Below are 16,120 nucleotides of genomic sequence, written 5' to 3'. Positions count from 1 at the left end.
CGGGTGCGGTGTCCCCGCGTGTCGGGTCGCGCGCAGCGCCGTCCGGGTGGTGTCACCCGTTCACCCGCCGTCAGGTGCCGGGGTCGGCGGGAGGGCGTGTTGTGCCTGCCCGTCCCGGGCCATGGCCGTATGTAAGCCTCGGGCAGCCGGTGCGGGACGGTCGGGCCACCGCACCGGAACCCCGCCCCGGCGATCACCACCGTCTCAGCGCCGCGACACGGGGAAGGGTTGGCGGTATGACAACAGAGCTCGGTTTGCCCGAAGAGATCCAGGCGTGCCTCTTCGACCTCGACGGGGTCGTCACCAAGACGGCCGTCGTGCACGCGGCCGCCTGGAAGGAGACGTTCGACGCGTTCCTGCGCGAGCGCGAGGGAGAGGGCTTCCGGCCCTTCGACCCGGTCGCCGACTACGACGAGTACGTCGACGGCCGGCCTCGGGCCGACGGGGTGCGTACCTTCCTCGACTCCCGCGACATCCGACTGCCCGAGGGCGTCCCGGACGACCCGCCGGACGCCCAGACGGTCCACGGCGTCGGCAACCGCAAGAACCGGCTGGTCCTGAAGAAGATCCACGAACAGGGCGTGGAAGCGTACGACGGCACGTTGCGCTACATCGCGGCGGCCCGGGACAGGGGTCTGAAGACGGCGATCGTCTCCTCCAGCGCGAACACCCTGGACGTGCTGCACTCGATCGGCGCGGAGTGCCTCTTCGACACACGTGTCGACGGGGTGGTCGCCGCCGAACGCGAACTGCCGGGCAAGCCGCACCCCGACACCTTCCTGTCGGCCGCCCACGACCTCGGCGTCGACGCCCGCCACGCCGCCGTCTACGAGGACGCGCTGGCCGGCATGGACGCGGGCCGCTCCGGCGGCTTCGGATTCGTCGTCGGCGTCGACCGCGTCGGCCAGCGCGACGCGCTGTACGCGCACGGCGCCGACGTGGTCGTCAAGGACCTCGCGGAGCTGCTCCGGGAGCGGGGAGGCGCCGCGTGATCACCCATCGCTCTTACACCGTCGAACCCTGGGCCGTGCGGGAGACCGAGCTCGATTTCGATGTCCTGGCGCAGAGCGAATCCGTGTTCGCGCTGTCCAACGGACATGTCGGCTGGCGCGGCAACCTCGACGAGGGCGAGCCGCACGGCCTGCCCGGCTCCTACCTCAACGGCGTGTACGAGGTGCATCCGCTGCCGTACGCCGAGGCCGGCTACGGCTACCCCGAGTCCGGTCAGACGGTCATCAACGTCACCAACGGCAAGATCGTGCGGCTGCTCGTCGACGACGAGCCGTTCGACCTGCGCTACGGCCGGCTCGTCTCGCACGAACGCGTTCTCGACCTGCGCGCGGGAACGCTCACGCGGACCTGCGAATGGATCTCCCCCGCCGGTTCCCGCATCCGGGTGCGCGCCACCCGGTTGGTCTCCCTCACGCAGCGGGCGATCGCCGCCGTGGCCTACGAGGTCGAGGCCGTCGACCACCAGGTGCGCGTGGTGATCCAGTCCGAGCTGGTCTCCAACGAGCAACTGCCGGAGTCCGACGGCGACCCGCGTGCGGCGATGGCGTTGCAGGCGGCGCTGGAGCCGGAGGAGAACTTCGCCTCCGGCAGCCGGCTGCGCCTCGTCCACCGCACCCGGCGCAGCGCACTGCGCGTGGCCGTGGCCGCCGATCACGTCGTGGACGGCCCCGAGTCGACGACGACCGCGAGTGAGAGCCATCCCGATCTGGCCCGACTGACCGTTACCTCGGTCCTGGAGCCCGGGCAGCGGCTGCGGGTGGAGAAGGTGGTCGCCCACGGCTGGTCCGGCGTCCGCTCACTGCCCGCGATGAGCGACCAGGTCGACGCGGCGCTCGCGGCCGCCGCGCGCGGCGGTTGGTCGGCGCTGGTGGACGAACAGCGGCAGTACCTGGACGACTTCTGGGCGCGCGCGGACGTCGAGGTCGAAGGCGACGAGGAGATCCAGCAGGCCGTACGGTTCGCCCTCTTCCACGTCCTGCAGGCAGGCGCCCGCGCCGAGCAACGGGGCATCCCGGCCAAGGGTCTGACCGGCTCGGGCTACGACGGACACGCCTTCTGGGACACGGAGATGTTCGTGCTGCCCGTGCTCACCTACACCGCGCCGCAAGCGGTTGCCGAGGCCCTGCGCTGGCGGCAGTCGACCCTGCCCGCCGCGCGCGAGCGCGCCGCCCAGCTCGGGCTGTGCGGGGCGGCCTTCCCGTGGCGGACCATCGCGGGGCAGGAAGGCTCGGCGTACTGGCCCGCGGGCACGGCCGCGTTCCACGTGAACGCCGACATCGCGCACGCCGTGACGCGCTACGTGGCGGCGAGCGGAGACGAGGACTTCGAGCGGGACACCGGGGTGGAGCTGCTGGTGGAGACCGCCCGCCTGTGGCATTCGCTGGGCCACCACGACCACCACGGCGCCTTCCACATCGACGGGGTCACCGGGCCCGACGAGTACAGCGCCGTCGCCGACGACAACACCTACACCAACCTGATGGCCCGGGCGAACCTGCTGGCCGCCGCCGAACTCGTGGAACGGCATCCGAAGGAGGCGCAGCGGCTGGGCGCCGGTGAGGAGGAGAGCGCCGCGTGGCGCGACGCCGCGCACGCCATGAACGTCCCGTACAACGACGAGATCGGTGTTCACGAACAGCACTCGGGCTTCACCCGCAACCAGCGGTGGGACTTCGCCGGCACCCGAGCCGATCAGTATCCGTTGCTGCTCCACTTCCCCTACTTCGACCTGTACCGCAAGCAGGTCGTCAAGCAGGCCGACCTCGTGCTCGCCATGTACACCTGCGGTGACTGGTTCGACGAGGAGCACGTCGCCCGCAACTTCGCCTACTACGAGCCCCTGACCGTACGGGACTCCTCGCTGTCGGCTTGTGTCCAGGCCGTGATCGCCGCGCAGACGGGTCATATGCGCCTCGCCTACGACTACGCGTCCGAGGCGGCGTTGATGGACTTGGAGGACTTGGAGCACAACACGCGCGACGGGCTGCACATCGCCTCCCTGGCCGGCACGTGGATGGCGCTCGTCACGGGGTTCGGCGGTACCCGCCGAGCGGGGGGTGACCTGCGGTTCGCGCCGCGGCTGCCGGAGAAGTTCAGCCGCCTCGCCTTCACGCTGCAGTTCCGCGGTCGTCGGATTCGGGCGGAGGTGGACCGCCAGAGTGCCACCTACACGTTGCTGGAGGGCCCGACCCTGACGATCCACCACCATCGCGATCCGGTCGTCCTGCGGCCCGACACCCCGATGTCCCGCCCCATCCCGCCGCTCAAGCCGGGTCCGGCTCCCGACCAGCCCCCGCACCGCCGCCCGAACGCCCACCAGGGGCGCGGCTGAGGGCCGGGGCCGTGGTGCTACGTCCGGTATCCGGGCGCTCGTGCGCCCTGCCGCGCGGGTCAGGAGAGCTTGCCGCCGTAGTCCGGGAGCTTGAAGGTGCGTTCCGCGTGTCCACCAACGAGGTCGCTCTCGTTGTTCCCGATGTTGGCGATGATCGTGTAGCCGCGGTTCTCGATCTCCCTGCGCTTGGCCGTCTTGTACGCGCTGACCTCGCTGAACAGGTTGGGCAGGTCGCGTACGTAGAGTCCGGACACCGGGTAGCCGACCGAGGTCAGGTTGCGTTCGGTGAGCGAGTGGAGGATGCCGGGGCGGGCGGTGACGAAGAAGACGGCGACGCCGCGCGCGTTCGCGTACCGGGTCAGGTCGAGAACGGGGGCGATCGCGGGGGTGGGCGTGGTCCAGAACCAGTGGAAGTCCGTCTCCAGCGAGGAGTTGTCGATGTCGAGGACGATGGCGGGCTTCTCGCCGGCGGGGGAGGAATCGAGGCGCTGCTCGACGTAGGGCCGGGCGGCGCCCATGACGGCGCCGACGTCGCGTTGCCAGGTGGCGTAGTCGATACCGAGGATCGCGGCGTTTCCGCCGGGTGCCCATGTGGTGACGGCGGCAGGCGCCTGCGCGGGCGCCTCCGTCTCCGCGTTAGCGGCGGTGGCCGGGGCCAGGGCCAGTACGGCCGCGGCTGCGGTGATGGCCGTGGCGGTGCGGGCTCTGCGTATGGGGGTCACAGGTCACTCACTCCTGGTCGCGGATGGCATGTACGCGAAAAGAGTCGGTCAGATCCCCCGCGTTTTCTACTGGCCGGTAGGTAATTTCTGGCAACCGCCGGGTGAACGCCCGCCGCAAGGGGAGGTGGGCGAACACCCCGGTCCCGACCGGTGACGAGTCGGGCGAGGACGGCACCCGACGAGTAACGAACACACCACACCAAGTGGCGCCGGGTCCAGGCCACTTCCCGAAGTCGGCCACGACCCCTGTCCACCAGGCGGGGCGCATGGACCGAGCGGTAAGTGAACCCAGTAGAGCCGTGTGGATTTTTTTCGTCAAGGCTTTTCACAAGAGTTGAAGAAACCCCAAGTTCACGGACCTGATACCCGGTTGCGCTCTCGCTCGGCCTTCAGTTCCTGAACGCCGAAACCCTTGACGGCCCACCTGCGGGGCAGTTCACTCACGCTTCGATCCCCACGGTCAATCACGTCAGGAGCACCCCACATGCCCCTCCTCTCCGATCGCCCACCGCGGCTCACCGTCGCGGCGCTCACCGCCGTCCTGATCGCGGCCTTCCTCGTGCTGCTGCCCGGTACCCCGGCCCAAGCCGCCCCCGTCCTGCTCTCCCAGGGCAAGCCCGCCACCGCCTCCAGCGTGGAGGGCGCCGGGACCCCGGCCGGCGCGGCCGTGGACGGCGACAACGGGACCCGTTGGTCGAGCGCATTCGCCGACCCGCAGTGGATACAGGTCGACCTCGGCGCCCCGGCCCAGCTGAACCAGGTGGTCCTGCGCTGGGAAGCGGCGTACGCCAAGTCCTACCGGGTCGAGTTGTCCACCGACGGCGCCACCTGGTCCACCGCCTACTCGACGACCGCTGGCTCCGGCGGGGTCCAGACCCTCGACATCACGGGCACCGCGCGCTACGTCCGCGTCTACGGAACCCAACGGGCCACCGCGTACGGCTACTCGCTCTGGGAGTTCCAGGTCTACGGCACCACGGGCAGCGGCCCCGTGATCCCCGGCGGCGGCGACCTCGGACCGAACGTGATCGTCTTCGACCCCTCGATGCCGGACATCCAGGCCAAGCTGGACCATGTCTTCGCCCAGCAGGAGTCGGCCCAATTCGGCTCCGGTCGCTACCAGTTCCTCTTCAAGCCCGGCACCTACAACGGCCTCAACGCCCAGATCGGCTTCTACACCTCGATCTCCGGCCTCGGCCTGGACCCCGACGACACCACCATCAACGGTGACGTGACCGTCGACGCCGGCTGGTTCGGCGGCAACGCCACCCAGAACTTCTGGCGCTCGGCCGAGAACCTCGCCCTCAACCCCGTCAGCGGCACGGACCGCTGGGCCGTCTCGCAGGCCGCGCCGTTTCGCCGGATGCACGTCAAGGGCGGCCTGAACCTGGCGCCCGACGGTTACGGCTGGGCGTCGGGCGGCTACATCGCCGACTCCAAGATCGACGGGCAGGTCGGCAACTACTCTCAGCAGCAGTGGTACACCCGTGACAGTTCGATCGGCGGTTGGTCCAACGCCGTCTGGAACCAGGTGTTCTCGGGGGTCCAGGGCGCACCGGCACAGAGCTTCCCGAACGCGCCGTACACCACGCTCGACAGCACACCCGTCTCCCGCGAGAAGCCCTTCCTCTACCTCGACGGCGCCCAGTACAAGGTCTTCGTACCGGCCAAGCGCACCGGTGCCCGCGGCACCTCCTGGGGCAACGGCGCGCCGCAGGGATCCTCGATCCCGCTGAGCCGGTTCTACGTGGTCAAGCCGGGCGCGAGCGCGGCGACGATCAACGCGGCACTGGCCCAGGGCCTGCACCTGCTCTTCACCCCCGGCGTCTACCACGTGGACCGCACCATCCAGGTCAACCGCCCGGACACGGTCGTGCTGGGCCTCGGCCTGGCCACGATCGTCCCGGACAACGGAGTGACCGCGATGAGGGTCGCCGATGTCGACGGCGTCAAGCTCGCCGGCCTCCTGATCGACGCGGGCCCGGTCAACTCGCCCAGCCTCCTGGAGGTCGGTCCCACCGGTACCACCACGGACCACGCGGCGAACCCGACCACCGTGCAGGACGTCTTCGTACGGGTCGGTGGCGCGGGCGCCGGCAAGGCCACGCTCGGCATGGTGATCAACAACCACGACACGATCGTCGACCACACCTGGATCTGGCGCGCCGACCACGGTGACGGGGTCGGCTGGGAGACCAACCGCTCCGACTACGGGTTCCGGGTGAACGGCGACGACGTCCTGGCCACCGGTCTGTTCGTCGAGCACTTCAACAAGTACGACGTGCAATGGAACGGCGAGCGGGGCCGCACGATCTTCTTCCAGAACGAGAAGGCGTACGACGCCCCCAACCAGGCGGCCGTCCAGAACGGCTCCACCAAGGGCTTCGCCGCCTACAAGGTGGCCGACTCGGTCAACACCCACGAGGGCTGGGGCCTGGGCAGCTACTGCTATTACAACGTGGACCCGACCATCCGACAGGACCACGGCTTCGAGGTACCGGTGAAACCGGGTGTCAGGTTCCACGACCTGCTCGTCGTCTCGCTCGGTGGCAAGGGCCAGTACGAGCACGTCGTCAACGCCACGGGAGCCCCGACCTCGGGCACCTCGACCACCCCCTCGACCGTCGTCTCCTTCCCCTGATCCGTCCGTCGGCGTGACCCGGCACCGAAGGGCCGGGCTTGGAAGTGGCACCGACCGGCTGCCGGCCCCTTCCGGATACCGCGCGTCGCCCGACCCACCTCGCCGGGCGGCGCGCGGTCCGGGGCGGCGGGGCGGGCGGGCGGGCGGAGCGGGCTCAGCGGGAGCGGTGGGAGCGGTGGGCGGCGATGATGCCGGCGTAGGCGCGGCCGCTGGACTTGACCGTGCGGACCTGGGTCTCGTAGTCGACGTGGACCAGGCCGAAGCGCTTGTCGTAGCCGTAGGCCCATTCGAAGTTGTCCAGCAGCGACCAGGCGTAGTAGCCGGCCACCGGTGCGCCGCGGCCGGCCGCGCGGGCGCAGGCGGCCAGGTGGGAGGTCAGGTAGGCGGTGCGCTCGGGGTCGTGGACGCTACCGTCGGCGGCGACGGTGTCGGGGTAGGCGGAGCCGTTCTCGGTGATGTGGATGCGCCGGGCCCCGTACTCCTCGTGCAGGCGCATGATGAGCGTTTCCAGGCCGTCGGCGTCGACCTCCCAGTCCATGCCGGTGCGCGGGACGCCGGGCCGGTCGACCTGGCGGGCGAACGGCGCGGGGCCGGCCGGGTCGGCCGTGACGACTTGCGGGAAGTAGTAGTTGAGGCCGATCCAGTCGAGGGGTGCGGCGATGGCGGTGAGGTCACCGGGTCGTTCGGGGAGGTCGACGCCGTAGACCTCGCGCATGTCGGCGGGGAAGCCGCGGCCGTGCACCGGGTCGAGCCACCAGCGGTTGACGTGGCCGTCCATGCGGCGGGCGGCGGCCCGGTCGGCTTCGTCGGCGGTGGCGGGTTCGATGGTGGAGAGGTTGTTGACGATGCCGATCCGCGCGCCGGGGGCCGCGGCGCGAACGGCCTGGCCGGCGAGGCCGTGGCCGAGCAGCAGGTGGTAGGAGGCGCGGACGGCGGCGGTGAGGTCCGTCCGGCCGGGTGCCATCCTGCCCTCCAGATGACCGATCCAGGCGGAGCACAGCGGCTCGTTGAGGGTGGCCCACTCGGTGACGCGGTCGCCGAGGCGGTCGGCCACGAGGCCGGCGAACACGGCGAAGTGCTCGGCGGTGGCGCGCTCGGGCCAGCCGCCGCGGTCCTGAAGGACCTGGGGCAGGTCCCAGTGGTAGAGGGTGACGTTGGGTTCGACGCCGGCGGCGAGCAGGGCGTCGATCAGCCGGTCGTAGTGGTCGAGGCCCTTGGCGTTGACGGGTCCGTCACCGCAGGGAAGGATCCGCGGCCAGGCGACGGAGAGCCGGTAGGCGTTGGTGCCCAGTTCCCGCATGAGGGCGATGTCCTCGCGCCAGCGGTGGTAGTGGTCGCAGGCGGTGTCGCCGTTGTCACCGCCCTCGATGGCGCCGGGGACGCGGCTGAAGGTGTCCCAGATGGAGGGGGCGCGGCCGTCCTCGTCCACGGCGCCCTCGATCTGGTAGGCGGAGGTGGCGGTGCCCCAGGCGAAGTCGGCGGGGAACGCGGCGAGGTCGATGGCGTGCGCGGCGGTCAGGGGGAGGCCTTCGGAGAGGGTCATTTGACGGCTCCTGCCGTGAGTCCGGCCACCAGGTACTTCTGCAACAGCAGGAATCCGGCGACGACGGGGATGCTGACGACGAGCGAGGCGGCCATGATCTGGTTCCAGTAGACGTCGTTCTGCGTGGCGTAACCCTGCAGGCCGACGGCGAGGGTGCGGGTGGTGTCGTTCGTCATGACGGAGGCGAAGAGGACCTCGCCCCAGGCGGTCATGAAGGCGTAGACGGTGACGGCGACGATGCCGGGCACGGCCGCCGGGATCACGATGCGCAGCAGTGCCCCGAGGGGGCCGCAGCCGTCGACCGTGGCCGCTTCGTCCAGGTCGCGGGGCACCGAGTCGAAGTACCCGATGAGCATCCAGATGGAGAAGGGGAGGGAGAAGGTGAGGTAGGTGAGGATGAGCCCGCCGCGGGAGCCGTAGAGGGCGACGCCGGTGCTGTTGCCGATGTCGACGAAGATCAGGAACAGCGGCAGGAGGAAGAGGATGCCCGGAAACATCTGGGTGGACAGGACGGTCACCGTGAACAGGCGCTTGCCCCGGAAACGGTAGCGGCTGACGGCGTAGGCCGCGAAGACGGCGATGACCACGGAGCAGGCGGTGGCGGTGCCCGCAACGATCAGCGAGTTGAGGAAGTACTCGGCGAGCGGGATGGTGTGCCAGATGTCGATGTAGGGGCGGATGGTGAGGCCGGTGGGAATCCAGCGGAACCGGCCGGCGACGTCCTTCAGCGGTTTGAGCGAGCTGGTGACCATCACGTAGACGGGCAGTAGGACGAAGGCGGCGAGCGCGGTCAGGAACGCGGCCCGGACCGCTCGGAAGGAGGGCGGCGGGTCGAGGGGACTGCGTGGTCTAGCGGGCATCGTCGTTCCTCCGTCCGCGGGTGGTGACGAGCAGGTATCCGGCGGTGACCAGCAGCAGGAACAGCAGCAGGAGGACGGACATGGCCGATCCGGTGCCGAAGTTCCAGGTGACGAAGCTGGACTGGTAGATGTGGATGGAGATGAGGTCGGCCGCTTCGGGCGCCGATTTGCCGAAGAGCACGAACGGCGTGTTGAAGTCGTTGAAGGTCCACAGGAACAGCACCAGGACGAGCACCTGGTTGACGCGGCCGACCGACGGCAGCGTGATGCGGCGGATCTGCTGCCAACTGCCGGCGCCGTCCAGCGCGGCGGCCTCGTAGAGCTCCTTGGGAACGTTCTGCAGCGCGGCCATCACGACCAGGAACGCGAACGGCCACCCCTTCCAGACGGAGACGGTGAGCAGGGCCCAGAAGCTGTTGTCGCCCAGCAGCCAGAAGGTGTGTTCGGCGCCGCCGATGCCCAGTTGGTCGTGGATGACGTGGTTCACCAGGCCGTTGTCCCGTTGGAACATGAACGACCAGGTGATGACAGCCGCGTAGACGGGCAGGGCGTAGGGGACGAGGAAGAACGCCCGCAAAAGTCCCCGGCCGGGGAAGGTCTCCTGCATGAACACGGCGGCGGCGGTCCCGATCAGCCAGCACAGGGCGACGGAGAACAGGGTGAAGAGGCAGGTGGTGAGGAAGGACCCGAGCAGGGCCTCGCCGACGGGCCGGTTGACGTCGACGGCGAGGTCGTAATTGTCGAAGCCCGTCCACGGGGCGCCGGTCCAGTCCCGGATGTGGAACTGGGTGAGTGCGTGGAAGCTGGCCACGATGCCCATCACCATCGGCACCAGGTGGATGAGCAGTTCGAGCAGGAGCGCGGGCAGGAGCAGGAGGTAGGGCAGGGCGGCACGGCGCAGCCGTCCGGGGCGGGACGCACCGCGTCCCGGTCGGCGCCCGCGGGGCGGTGTGGGGCGGTCCCCGCGCGCCTTGGCGTCGGGGGCGTGGGTGGTGGGCGCGGGGGTCATCGGTCGCGGATCAGTTCGACATCTGCTGCTGCGCCCTGGCGAGCTTCGCCTTGACCGACTCGGCGGTCACCGGCCGGCCGGCCGCGGCGTCGGCGAAGAGTTCCTTGACGGCGGTGCCGACGGCTGTCTCGAACTGCGACTCCTCGGGGACCTGCGGGAGCGGTGCGGCGCTGGTGGCGAGGGTGTCGCGGAGCACGGTGAGGTCCTCGCCGGCGAAGGCCGGGTCGCTCTGGGCGGCCTTGACCGGCGGGACGGAGCCGTAGGCCTTGTTGAGGAGAGTCTGCTCCTCGTCGCTGGTCATGAACTTCACGAACTTGAGGGCGCCGTCGATGTTGTCGGTGTTCTTGAAGACGGCCATGTTGATGCCGGCGACCATGGAGTTGGTGTTCTTTCCGGTGCCGGGGGCGCCGCCGGAGGGGACCGGCACGGGGGCCACGCCCCAGTCTCCTTCCTTCATGCCGTGTGCCTTGAAGCTGCTCGCCGCGTTCTGCCACAGGACCATGGCGGTCTTGCCGTTGGCGAAGTCCTGGAGGGACTGGTTCTTGTCGTATTCGGCGTTGCCGGGCGCGATGATCTTGTCCTTGGCCATCAGGTCGACGTACTGCTTGACGGCCTCGACGTTGGCGGGGGTGTCGAACGTGGGCTTGCCGGCTGCGTCGAAGAATTCGGCGCCGTGCTGCTTGGAGAGCACGAAGACCTGGTGGATGTTGTTGGAGAGGTTCGAACCCTCGGCGCCCAGCGCCCACTTGCCGTCCTTGGACAACTTCCGGCCGACGGTGACGAGCTCGTCCCAGGTGGCCGGGGGCTTGTCGATGCCCGCCTCCCGGAACGTCTCCTTGTTGTAGTAGAGCGCGTAGGACATCGAGTAGAGCGGGACGGCGGCCGGGTCCTTGCCCGTCGCACCTGCCGAGCCGATGGCGGATTCGACGAAGCGGTCCCGGCCGCCGATCGCCTGGAAGTTTTGGGCGGTCCAGGGAAGCAGCGCTCCGGTTGCCTGGAGGGACGAGGACCAGGTGTTCCCGATGTTGAGGACGTCGGGCCCCTGACCGGAGGCGGTGGCGGCGAGGATGCGGTTGAGCAGGTCCGACCAGGGGATGACTTCGAGCTTGACCTTGATGCCGGTGCGCTGCTCGAACTTCCTGAGTTCGGGAGCGAGCGTGGCCTGGTCCGCCGTGACGTCGGGGCCCTGGTTGGAGGCCCAGTAGGTGAGCTCCCTGGGGGCGGTGTCGGAACCGCCCCCGCCGTCCGCCGATCCGCCACCGCAAGCGGTGACGGCGGCGGCGAGGAGGGAGACTGTGACGGCGGCGGCAGCGGCTCGGTTTCTGCGCATGGCGGCTCGGTCCCTTTCGGCGGGGCTGGGGGGAAGGCCGGCGTGGCGCACATCCCCCAAGGCCTTAATTTAGGACGTGAGTTAAGCCTCGTGAAAGGGTCGCGTCAAGGGATCGGGCAAGGGTATGTTGCGAACGATGTCACTGCGGAAGGGGCCGGATGACCACGGGGCGTAGCGGGCGAACGGTGCGGGACCTGCGGCGGGGAAATCGGAGCGCCGTCCTCCAACGGCTCTACTTCGGCGGGCCGATGAGCCGCCAGGAGCTGGGCCCCGCCACGGGGCTGAGCTCGGGGTCGGTGAGCAACGTCGTCGGGGAACTGGTCGGGGACGAGCTGCTGGAGGAGGCCGGCGTCGTCGACTCCGACGGCGGCCGGCCCCGTACCCTGCTGCGCGTGGCGCCCGGCAGTGCCCACATGATCGGCGTCGACGTCGGCGAGACCCGCGTCCGCGTCGAGCTGTTCGACCTGACGCTGACCGAACTGGCCCGCGTCGAGATGCCGTTGCTCCCACGCGGCTGTTACGACGTCGGCCCCATCGTCGACCACGTCAAGGACGGGATCACCGCGGTTCTCGCCGAGGCCGGCATCGGCACGGAACGACTGCTGGGCGTGGGCGTCGGGGTGCCGGGCATCGTCGACCGGACCGCGCCGGGCGGGACCGTGGTCCACGGCCAGACCATCGGGTGGGACGCGGTACCGCTGGAGGAGCTGCTGCGCGGCACCCGAGCGCTGCCGCCGGAGGTCCCGTACATCATCGACAACGGCGCACGGACCCTCGGCCAGGCGGAGATGTGGTTCGGGGCGGGGCGCGGGGCGCGGGAGGCATTGGTCGTGCTGTTCGGCTCGGGCGTCGGGGCGAGCCTGATCACCGACGGTTCGCCGGACGGCGGGGCGACGGAGGGGACCGCGCTGGAGTGGGGGCACCTGACGGTGTCGGTGCGCGGCCGACGCTGCCGGTGCGGGGCGCTGGGCTGCCTGGAGGCGTACACGGGGGCGGAGTCCCTACTGGAGCGGTGGGCGGAACGGGGCGGCGGCCCGGTCGGCTCCATGGACGAGGAGGAGGCGCTTTCGGCCCTGCTGGCGGCGGCCGGCAAGGAGGACCCGGTCGCGAGGGAGGTCCTCGAGGAGACGGCGGAGTACCTTGGGGCGGGCCTGTCCGACCTCATCAACCTCTTCCGGCCCGAGCGCATCCTCATCGGCGGCTGGGCGGGCCTGATGCTGGGTCCGCACATCCTTCCCGCGGTACGCGAGCACGCGACCCGGTACTCCCTGCGCCACCCCGCCGGCCGGGTCACCGTCGGCATGGGCTCGCTGGGTCCGGACGCGGTGACGGTCGGCGCGGCGACACTGCCGCTGTCCGCCTTCTTCGCCACGGGCGGCCGACGGGCGACACCCCGGCCCGACGCCGAACCCCCGGCCTGGCGCACCGCCCTCCGCGTCCGCGGCGGAACGACACCCGGCCGTACCTGAACCCGACCCCTGCCGCGACCCCGGCGGCGGCCCTGCGCCCCGGGAAACAGACGGAGGCGCCGAGCGCCGCGCAGGCAGGATCGGCGGGCGGGTCCGGGCAGCCTCCCTTCTCGCTCATGGTCGTGCCGTTGAGGCTCTTCTACGCCGACATCACCACCAGCCCCCACACGGACGGCGGCCCGCCCGGTCCCCTCATACACCGAGTGAGACGAGCGAACCTGTTTCCGCAGGGCGCGGATCGGCCGGGTGCGGACCACTCACGGCGCCAGGCGAACCTCCAGGGTGGTGCGCGCCGGCCCGACCGCCGCGCACGCGCGTCCGGGCGGTCCATCGTCTCGGCGCCCCCAGACACCGACACGTCGCATCCGACATCCGGCATCCGGCATCCGGCATCCGGCATCCGGCTGACCGTCACCGTCCCGACCACAGTGGTCGGGACGGTGACGTCCCCTCCTTCAAGGGGGCACGGCGCGCTCATCCCCGAGCTCGGTCACCTGCCGACCGTGCGGCGCGCGCATGCCCCGTGGGCGCGGCCGAACGCTCGGCCGTTCGGGGGACTCACGCGGGAGAGCGAGCCCGGCGGACCCTCGGGTCGGGGCGGGTCAGGCATTGCCGCCGACCCGACTCGGCGGTCGCCGCCATCGGCGACACCCAGGCCCCATCTCGACGCCGTCACGCTGCGACATCGACCTGGAGTAAGCAACGGTTCGCCATTCACCGAAACGATGAGGCATCCTGGGATGCATGGACGAATTGCATGCCGAAACACCGGGCGGCGGGACACCGGGCGACGGGACACCGACGGAAGGCGTCGCCCCGGCCGCACGCCTCGCGGCCTTCGCCGCGGCCTTGGCCGACGAGACACGGGCCGCCATCTGCATGACCCTGCTGGAGGGGCGCGCCTGGACCGCGGGCGAGCTGGCCCGGATCACCGCGGTCGCGCCGTCCACCGTGAGCGGCCATCTGGCCCGGCTGACGGACGCGGGTCTCTGCGTGACCGAGCGGCAGGGCCGGCACAGCCACGTGCGGATCGCCGACGCCGCGACCGCCCGCCTCCTCGACGAGCTCGCCTCGTACGCGATTCCCGACCGGGACGCGGCGCACGCGGTGCCCGTGGTCACGGCCCCCGACCCGCTGGCTCGCGCCCGTACCTGCTACGACCATTTCGCGGGACGCCTGGGAATGGCGGTGACGGACGCGATGGAGCGGCGTGAGCTGCTCCGCACGGACGGCGTCTTCGAGTTGACGGAGGCCGGCCGGCGATGGTGCGCAGAGGTGGGCATCAGCCTCGCACCCGGGGGGCGAAGGCGGCCGGCGAGTTCCTGTCTGGACTGGACGGAGCGCCGCCGCCACCTGGGGGGCGTCGTGGGGGCACGACTGCGCGCGCGGGCCCTGGACCGCGGGTGGGTGGTGCGACCGGCGGGCGGCGGGCGGGCGTTGGAGGTGACCGGGGTGGGGGAGCGCGCCTTCCGCGACCTGCTGGGGATCACTCCGGCCGACTGGAGCTGAGCACGTCTGTCGCGGTGGGCGCAGATGAGTGCCGACGAGCCTGACGCTTCGGTGGACACCAAACTGTTCTGGGATAGGGTGAACACATGACCTTCCTCCGCCCGAGTCGGATATCGCCCGGCGTCCTCACGGCATGCGCCGTGACCTTCACGGTGTTCGCCTGGGCGTCCGCCTTCGTCTCCATCCGCAGCGCGGGCGCCGCCTACTCCCCCGGGGCCTTGGCCCTCGGGCGTCTGCTCGCCGGTTCCGTGGTGCTCGCCGCGCTGTTGTTGATCCGCCGCCAGGGCCTGCCGCCCCGGAGGGCCTGGCGGGGCATCCTGATCTCCGGTGCGGTGTGGTTCTGCGGCTACACGGTCGCCTTGAACTGGGGTGAACGGCTGGTCGACGCAGGTACGGCTGCCCTGCTCGTGAACACCGGGCCGATCCTCATGGCCCTGCTCGCCGCCCGTCTGCTGGGGGAGGCGCTGCCGCCGCGCCTGTTGTCCGGCATGGCCCTCTCCTTCGTCGGAGCGGTCGTCGTGGGCTTGTCCATGTCCTCGGGCGGCAGTGCGTCGACCTCGGCGCTCGGCGTCGTCCTGTGCCTGCTCGCAGCCGTGGCCTACGCGAGCGGCGTCGTCGCGCAGAAGCCCGCGTTGTCCTTCGGAACGCCGCTGCAGATCACCGCCTACAGCTGCATGACGGGAGCGGTGGCCTGCCTGCCATTCGCCGGGCAACTGGTCACGGAACTGCCGAGGGCGCCGATTTCCGCGACGCTGAACATGGTCTACCTGGGCGTTGTACCGACCGCCCTCGCGTTCATCACCTGGACCTACGCGTTGGCCCGCACACCCGCCGGCAAGCTGGGCGCGACGACCTACGCCGTCCCCGCGATCGTGGTGCTGCTGAGCTGGACGTTGCTGGGCGAGGTGCCCGGGTGGTTGACCCTGCTCGGCGGAGTGCTCTGCCTGGCCGGCGTCGCGATCTCCCGCTACCGGCCACGCTCGGCCGCCCCGTCGGCGACGGTCGACCCCGCCGCCCGTACCGGGTCCTGACCACCCCGGCCGGTCCCGTCCACAGTACGGCGAACCGGCCTCGGTGAACCGGCTGCGCGCCGCGCCCGTGGCCTCAGTCCCCTTCGGCGGTACGGGCACGGGCGCCCGAGCGGGTGCGGGCCGGGGTCTGGGCGCGCTGCGGGTGACGGCGTAGGTATTCCCGTTCCAGCTCGTTCATCCGCTTCGTGTGGGTGACCAACGCATCGTCGGACCCGTGCAGCAGAGTCTCGTGGCGCGTGCGGTGGATGGCCTCCAGCTCCCGGAGCAGCACGCGCTCTTCAAGGTCTTGGGCCGACGGGCCGCCCTGGTGATCGGTCATCGCAGGTGCGCCTCCTTTTTTCACGCGTCCGGGGGCGGACCCGGGCTCGCCCCGGGCGGCAGCACGCCGCTCCCTCCATCATGCTGCCGCTCGCCGACGACTGCTTGTCCGACGCCTACCGGAGGGCGATGCTTCAGGAGCCCGGCCGGCCGTCGCCGGCCAGGGCTGAGCCCGACCCGAGTTACCACAGATCAGACGCCCGACTGGAAATCCCCAGTCGGGCGTCTGTATGAACTCCTGGTCCCAGGAAGGGGGCCGAACCGTCATCCCTGGTTCGGCGTGCTCCCCTGGTCCTGGCCCGGCTGCTGGTTCTTGTCAGGCACCTTGTTCTGGTCCTGCTTGTT

12 protein-coding genes are annotated in these 16,120 nt (G+C 70.7%); 6 read left to right on the top strand and 6 right to left on the bottom strand.

The features are described 5' to 3' along the window. Positions 1-236 precede the first annotated feature (236 nt). On the top strand, positions 237-992 hold the full coding sequence (locus ABZ934_RS24045) for a beta-phosphoglucomutase family hydrolase (RefSeq protein WP_361316754.1): 756 nt from the start codon (positions 237-239) through the stop codon (positions 990-992). Beyond that, complete coding sequence (locus ABZ934_RS24040; protein ID WP_361316751.1) at positions 989-3,343, top strand: glycosyl hydrolase family 65 protein; 2,355 nt, start codon at positions 989-991, stop codon at positions 3,341-3,343. Before ABZ934_RS24045 ends, ABZ934_RS24040 begins: the two co-directional genes overlap by 4 nt. A gap of 59 nt (positions 3,344-3,402) precedes the next feature. Here ABZ934_RS24040 and ABZ934_RS24035 read toward each other — a convergent pair whose 3' ends face one another. Beyond that, positions 3,403-4,065: an HAD family acid phosphatase gene (locus ABZ934_RS24035; protein ID WP_361316749.1), complete on the bottom strand. Its 663-nt coding sequence runs from the start codon at positions 4,063-4,065 to the stop codon at positions 3,403-3,405. A gap of 484 nt (positions 4,066-4,549) precedes the next feature. Here ABZ934_RS24035 and ABZ934_RS24030 point away from each other — a divergent pair, with 484 nt between their 5' ends. Next, positions 4,550-6,706 (top strand): discoidin domain-containing protein, encoded by a 2,157-nt coding sequence (locus ABZ934_RS24030; protein WP_361316747.1) that lies wholly within the window; start codon positions 4,550-4,552, stop codon positions 6,704-6,706. A 154-nt stretch (positions 6,707-6,860) separates the two neighbouring features. Here ABZ934_RS24030 and ABZ934_RS24025 read toward each other — a convergent pair whose 3' ends face one another. Genes ABZ934_RS24025 through ABZ934_RS24010 form a run of 4 tightly spaced genes read right to left on the bottom strand, consistent with a single transcriptional unit; the run spans position 6,861 to position 11,448 of the window. Next, positions 6,861-8,249, bottom strand: coding sequence for a GH1 family beta-glucosidase (locus ABZ934_RS24025; protein WP_361316744.1), 1,389 nt, complete (start codon positions 8,247-8,249; stop codon positions 6,861-6,863). After that, positions 8,246-9,109 carry a carbohydrate ABC transporter permease gene (locus ABZ934_RS24020; RefSeq protein ID WP_361316741.1) on the bottom strand — a complete coding sequence of 288 codons (864 nt, stop codon included), beginning with the start codon at positions 9,107-9,109 and terminating at the stop codon, positions 8,246-8,248. The genes ABZ934_RS24025 and ABZ934_RS24020 overlap by 4 nt, the downstream gene beginning before the upstream one ends. Continuing rightward, positions 9,099-10,118 (bottom strand): sugar ABC transporter permease, encoded by a 1,020-nt coding sequence (locus ABZ934_RS24015; RefSeq protein ID WP_361316738.1) that lies wholly within the window; start codon positions 10,116-10,118, stop codon positions 9,099-9,101. The genes ABZ934_RS24020 and ABZ934_RS24015 overlap by 11 nt, the downstream gene beginning before the upstream one ends. A gap of 10 nt (positions 10,119-10,128) precedes the next feature. Continuing rightward, positions 10,129-11,448 carry a sugar ABC transporter substrate-binding protein gene (locus ABZ934_RS24010; RefSeq protein WP_361316735.1) on the bottom strand — a complete coding sequence of 440 codons (1,320 nt, stop codon included), beginning with the start codon at positions 11,446-11,448 and terminating at the stop codon, positions 10,129-10,131. Between the two features lie 158 nt (positions 11,449-11,606). On the opposite strand from ABZ934_RS24010, the gene ABZ934_RS24005 reads away from it, so the two are divergent. The 3 genes from ABZ934_RS24005 (at position 11,607) to ABZ934_RS23995 (ending at position 15,457) form a co-directional block, all read left to right on the top strand. Beyond that, complete coding sequence (locus ABZ934_RS24005; RefSeq protein ID WP_361316732.1) at positions 11,607-12,917, top strand: ROK family transcriptional regulator; 1,311 nt, start codon at positions 11,607-11,609, stop codon at positions 12,915-12,917. A 744-nt stretch (positions 12,918-13,661) separates the two neighbouring features. Beyond that, a complete protein-coding gene (locus ABZ934_RS24000; RefSeq protein ID WP_361316729.1) occupies positions 13,662-14,426 on the top strand; it encodes a helix-turn-helix domain-containing protein in 765 nt (254 codons plus the stop codon). Between the two features lie 86 nt (positions 14,427-14,512). Next, entirely contained in the window at positions 14,513-15,457 is a 945-nt protein-coding gene (locus ABZ934_RS23995; RefSeq protein ID WP_361316726.1) for a DMT family transporter, read from the top strand. Between the two features lie 73 nt (positions 15,458-15,530). Here the strand turns inward: ABZ934_RS23995 and ABZ934_RS23990 are convergent, their stop codons facing one another. Then, a complete protein-coding gene (locus ABZ934_RS23990) occupies positions 15,531-15,776 on the bottom strand; it encodes a DUF6158 family protein (protein WP_361316723.1) in 246 nt (81 codons plus the stop codon). Between the last annotated feature and the right edge of the window lie 344 nt (positions 15,777-16,120).

The organism is Streptomyces sp. NPDC046557 (assembly GCF_040645975.1).
Taxonomy (GTDB): domain Bacteria; phylum Actinomycetota; class Actinomycetes; order Streptomycetales; family Streptomycetaceae; genus Streptomyces.
This window is presented reverse-complemented; position numbering and strand designations above follow the sequence as displayed.

Coding starts and splice junctions, on each gene's coding strand:
- ABZ934_RS24045 (WP_361316754.1), top strand. CDS start 237: ATGACAACAGAGCTCGGTTTGCCCGAAGAGATCCAGGCGTGCCTCTTC.
- ABZ934_RS24030 (WP_361316747.1), top strand. CDS start 4,550: ATGCCCCTCCTCTCCGATCGCCCACCGCGGCTCACCGTCGCGGCGCTC.
- ABZ934_RS24025 (WP_361316744.1), bottom strand. CDS start 8,249: ATGACCCTCTCCGAAGGCCTCCCCCTGACCGCCGCGCACGCCATCGAC.
- ABZ934_RS24020 (WP_361316741.1), bottom strand. CDS start 9,109: ATGCCCGCTAGACCACGCAGTCCCCTCGACCCGCCGCCCTCCTTCCGA.
- ABZ934_RS24015 (WP_361316738.1), bottom strand. CDS start 10,118: ATGACCCCCGCGCCCACCACCCACGCCCCCGACGCCAAGGCGCGCGGG.
- ABZ934_RS24010 (WP_361316735.1), bottom strand. CDS start 11,448: ATGCGCAGAAACCGAGCCGCTGCCGCCGCCGTCACAGTCTCCCTCCTC.
- ABZ934_RS24005 (WP_361316732.1), top strand. CDS start 11,607: ATGACCACGGGGCGTAGCGGGCGAACGGTGCGGGACCTGCGGCGGGGA.
- ABZ934_RS24000 (WP_361316729.1), top strand. CDS start 13,662: ATGGACGAATTGCATGCCGAAACACCGGGCGGCGGGACACCGGGCGAC.
- ABZ934_RS23995 (WP_361316726.1), top strand. CDS start 14,513: ATGACCTTCCTCCGCCCGAGTCGGATATCGCCCGGCGTCCTCACGGCA.
- ABZ934_RS23990 (WP_361316723.1), bottom strand. CDS start 15,776: ATGACCGATCACCAGGGCGGCCCGTCGGCCCAAGACCTTGAAGAGCGC.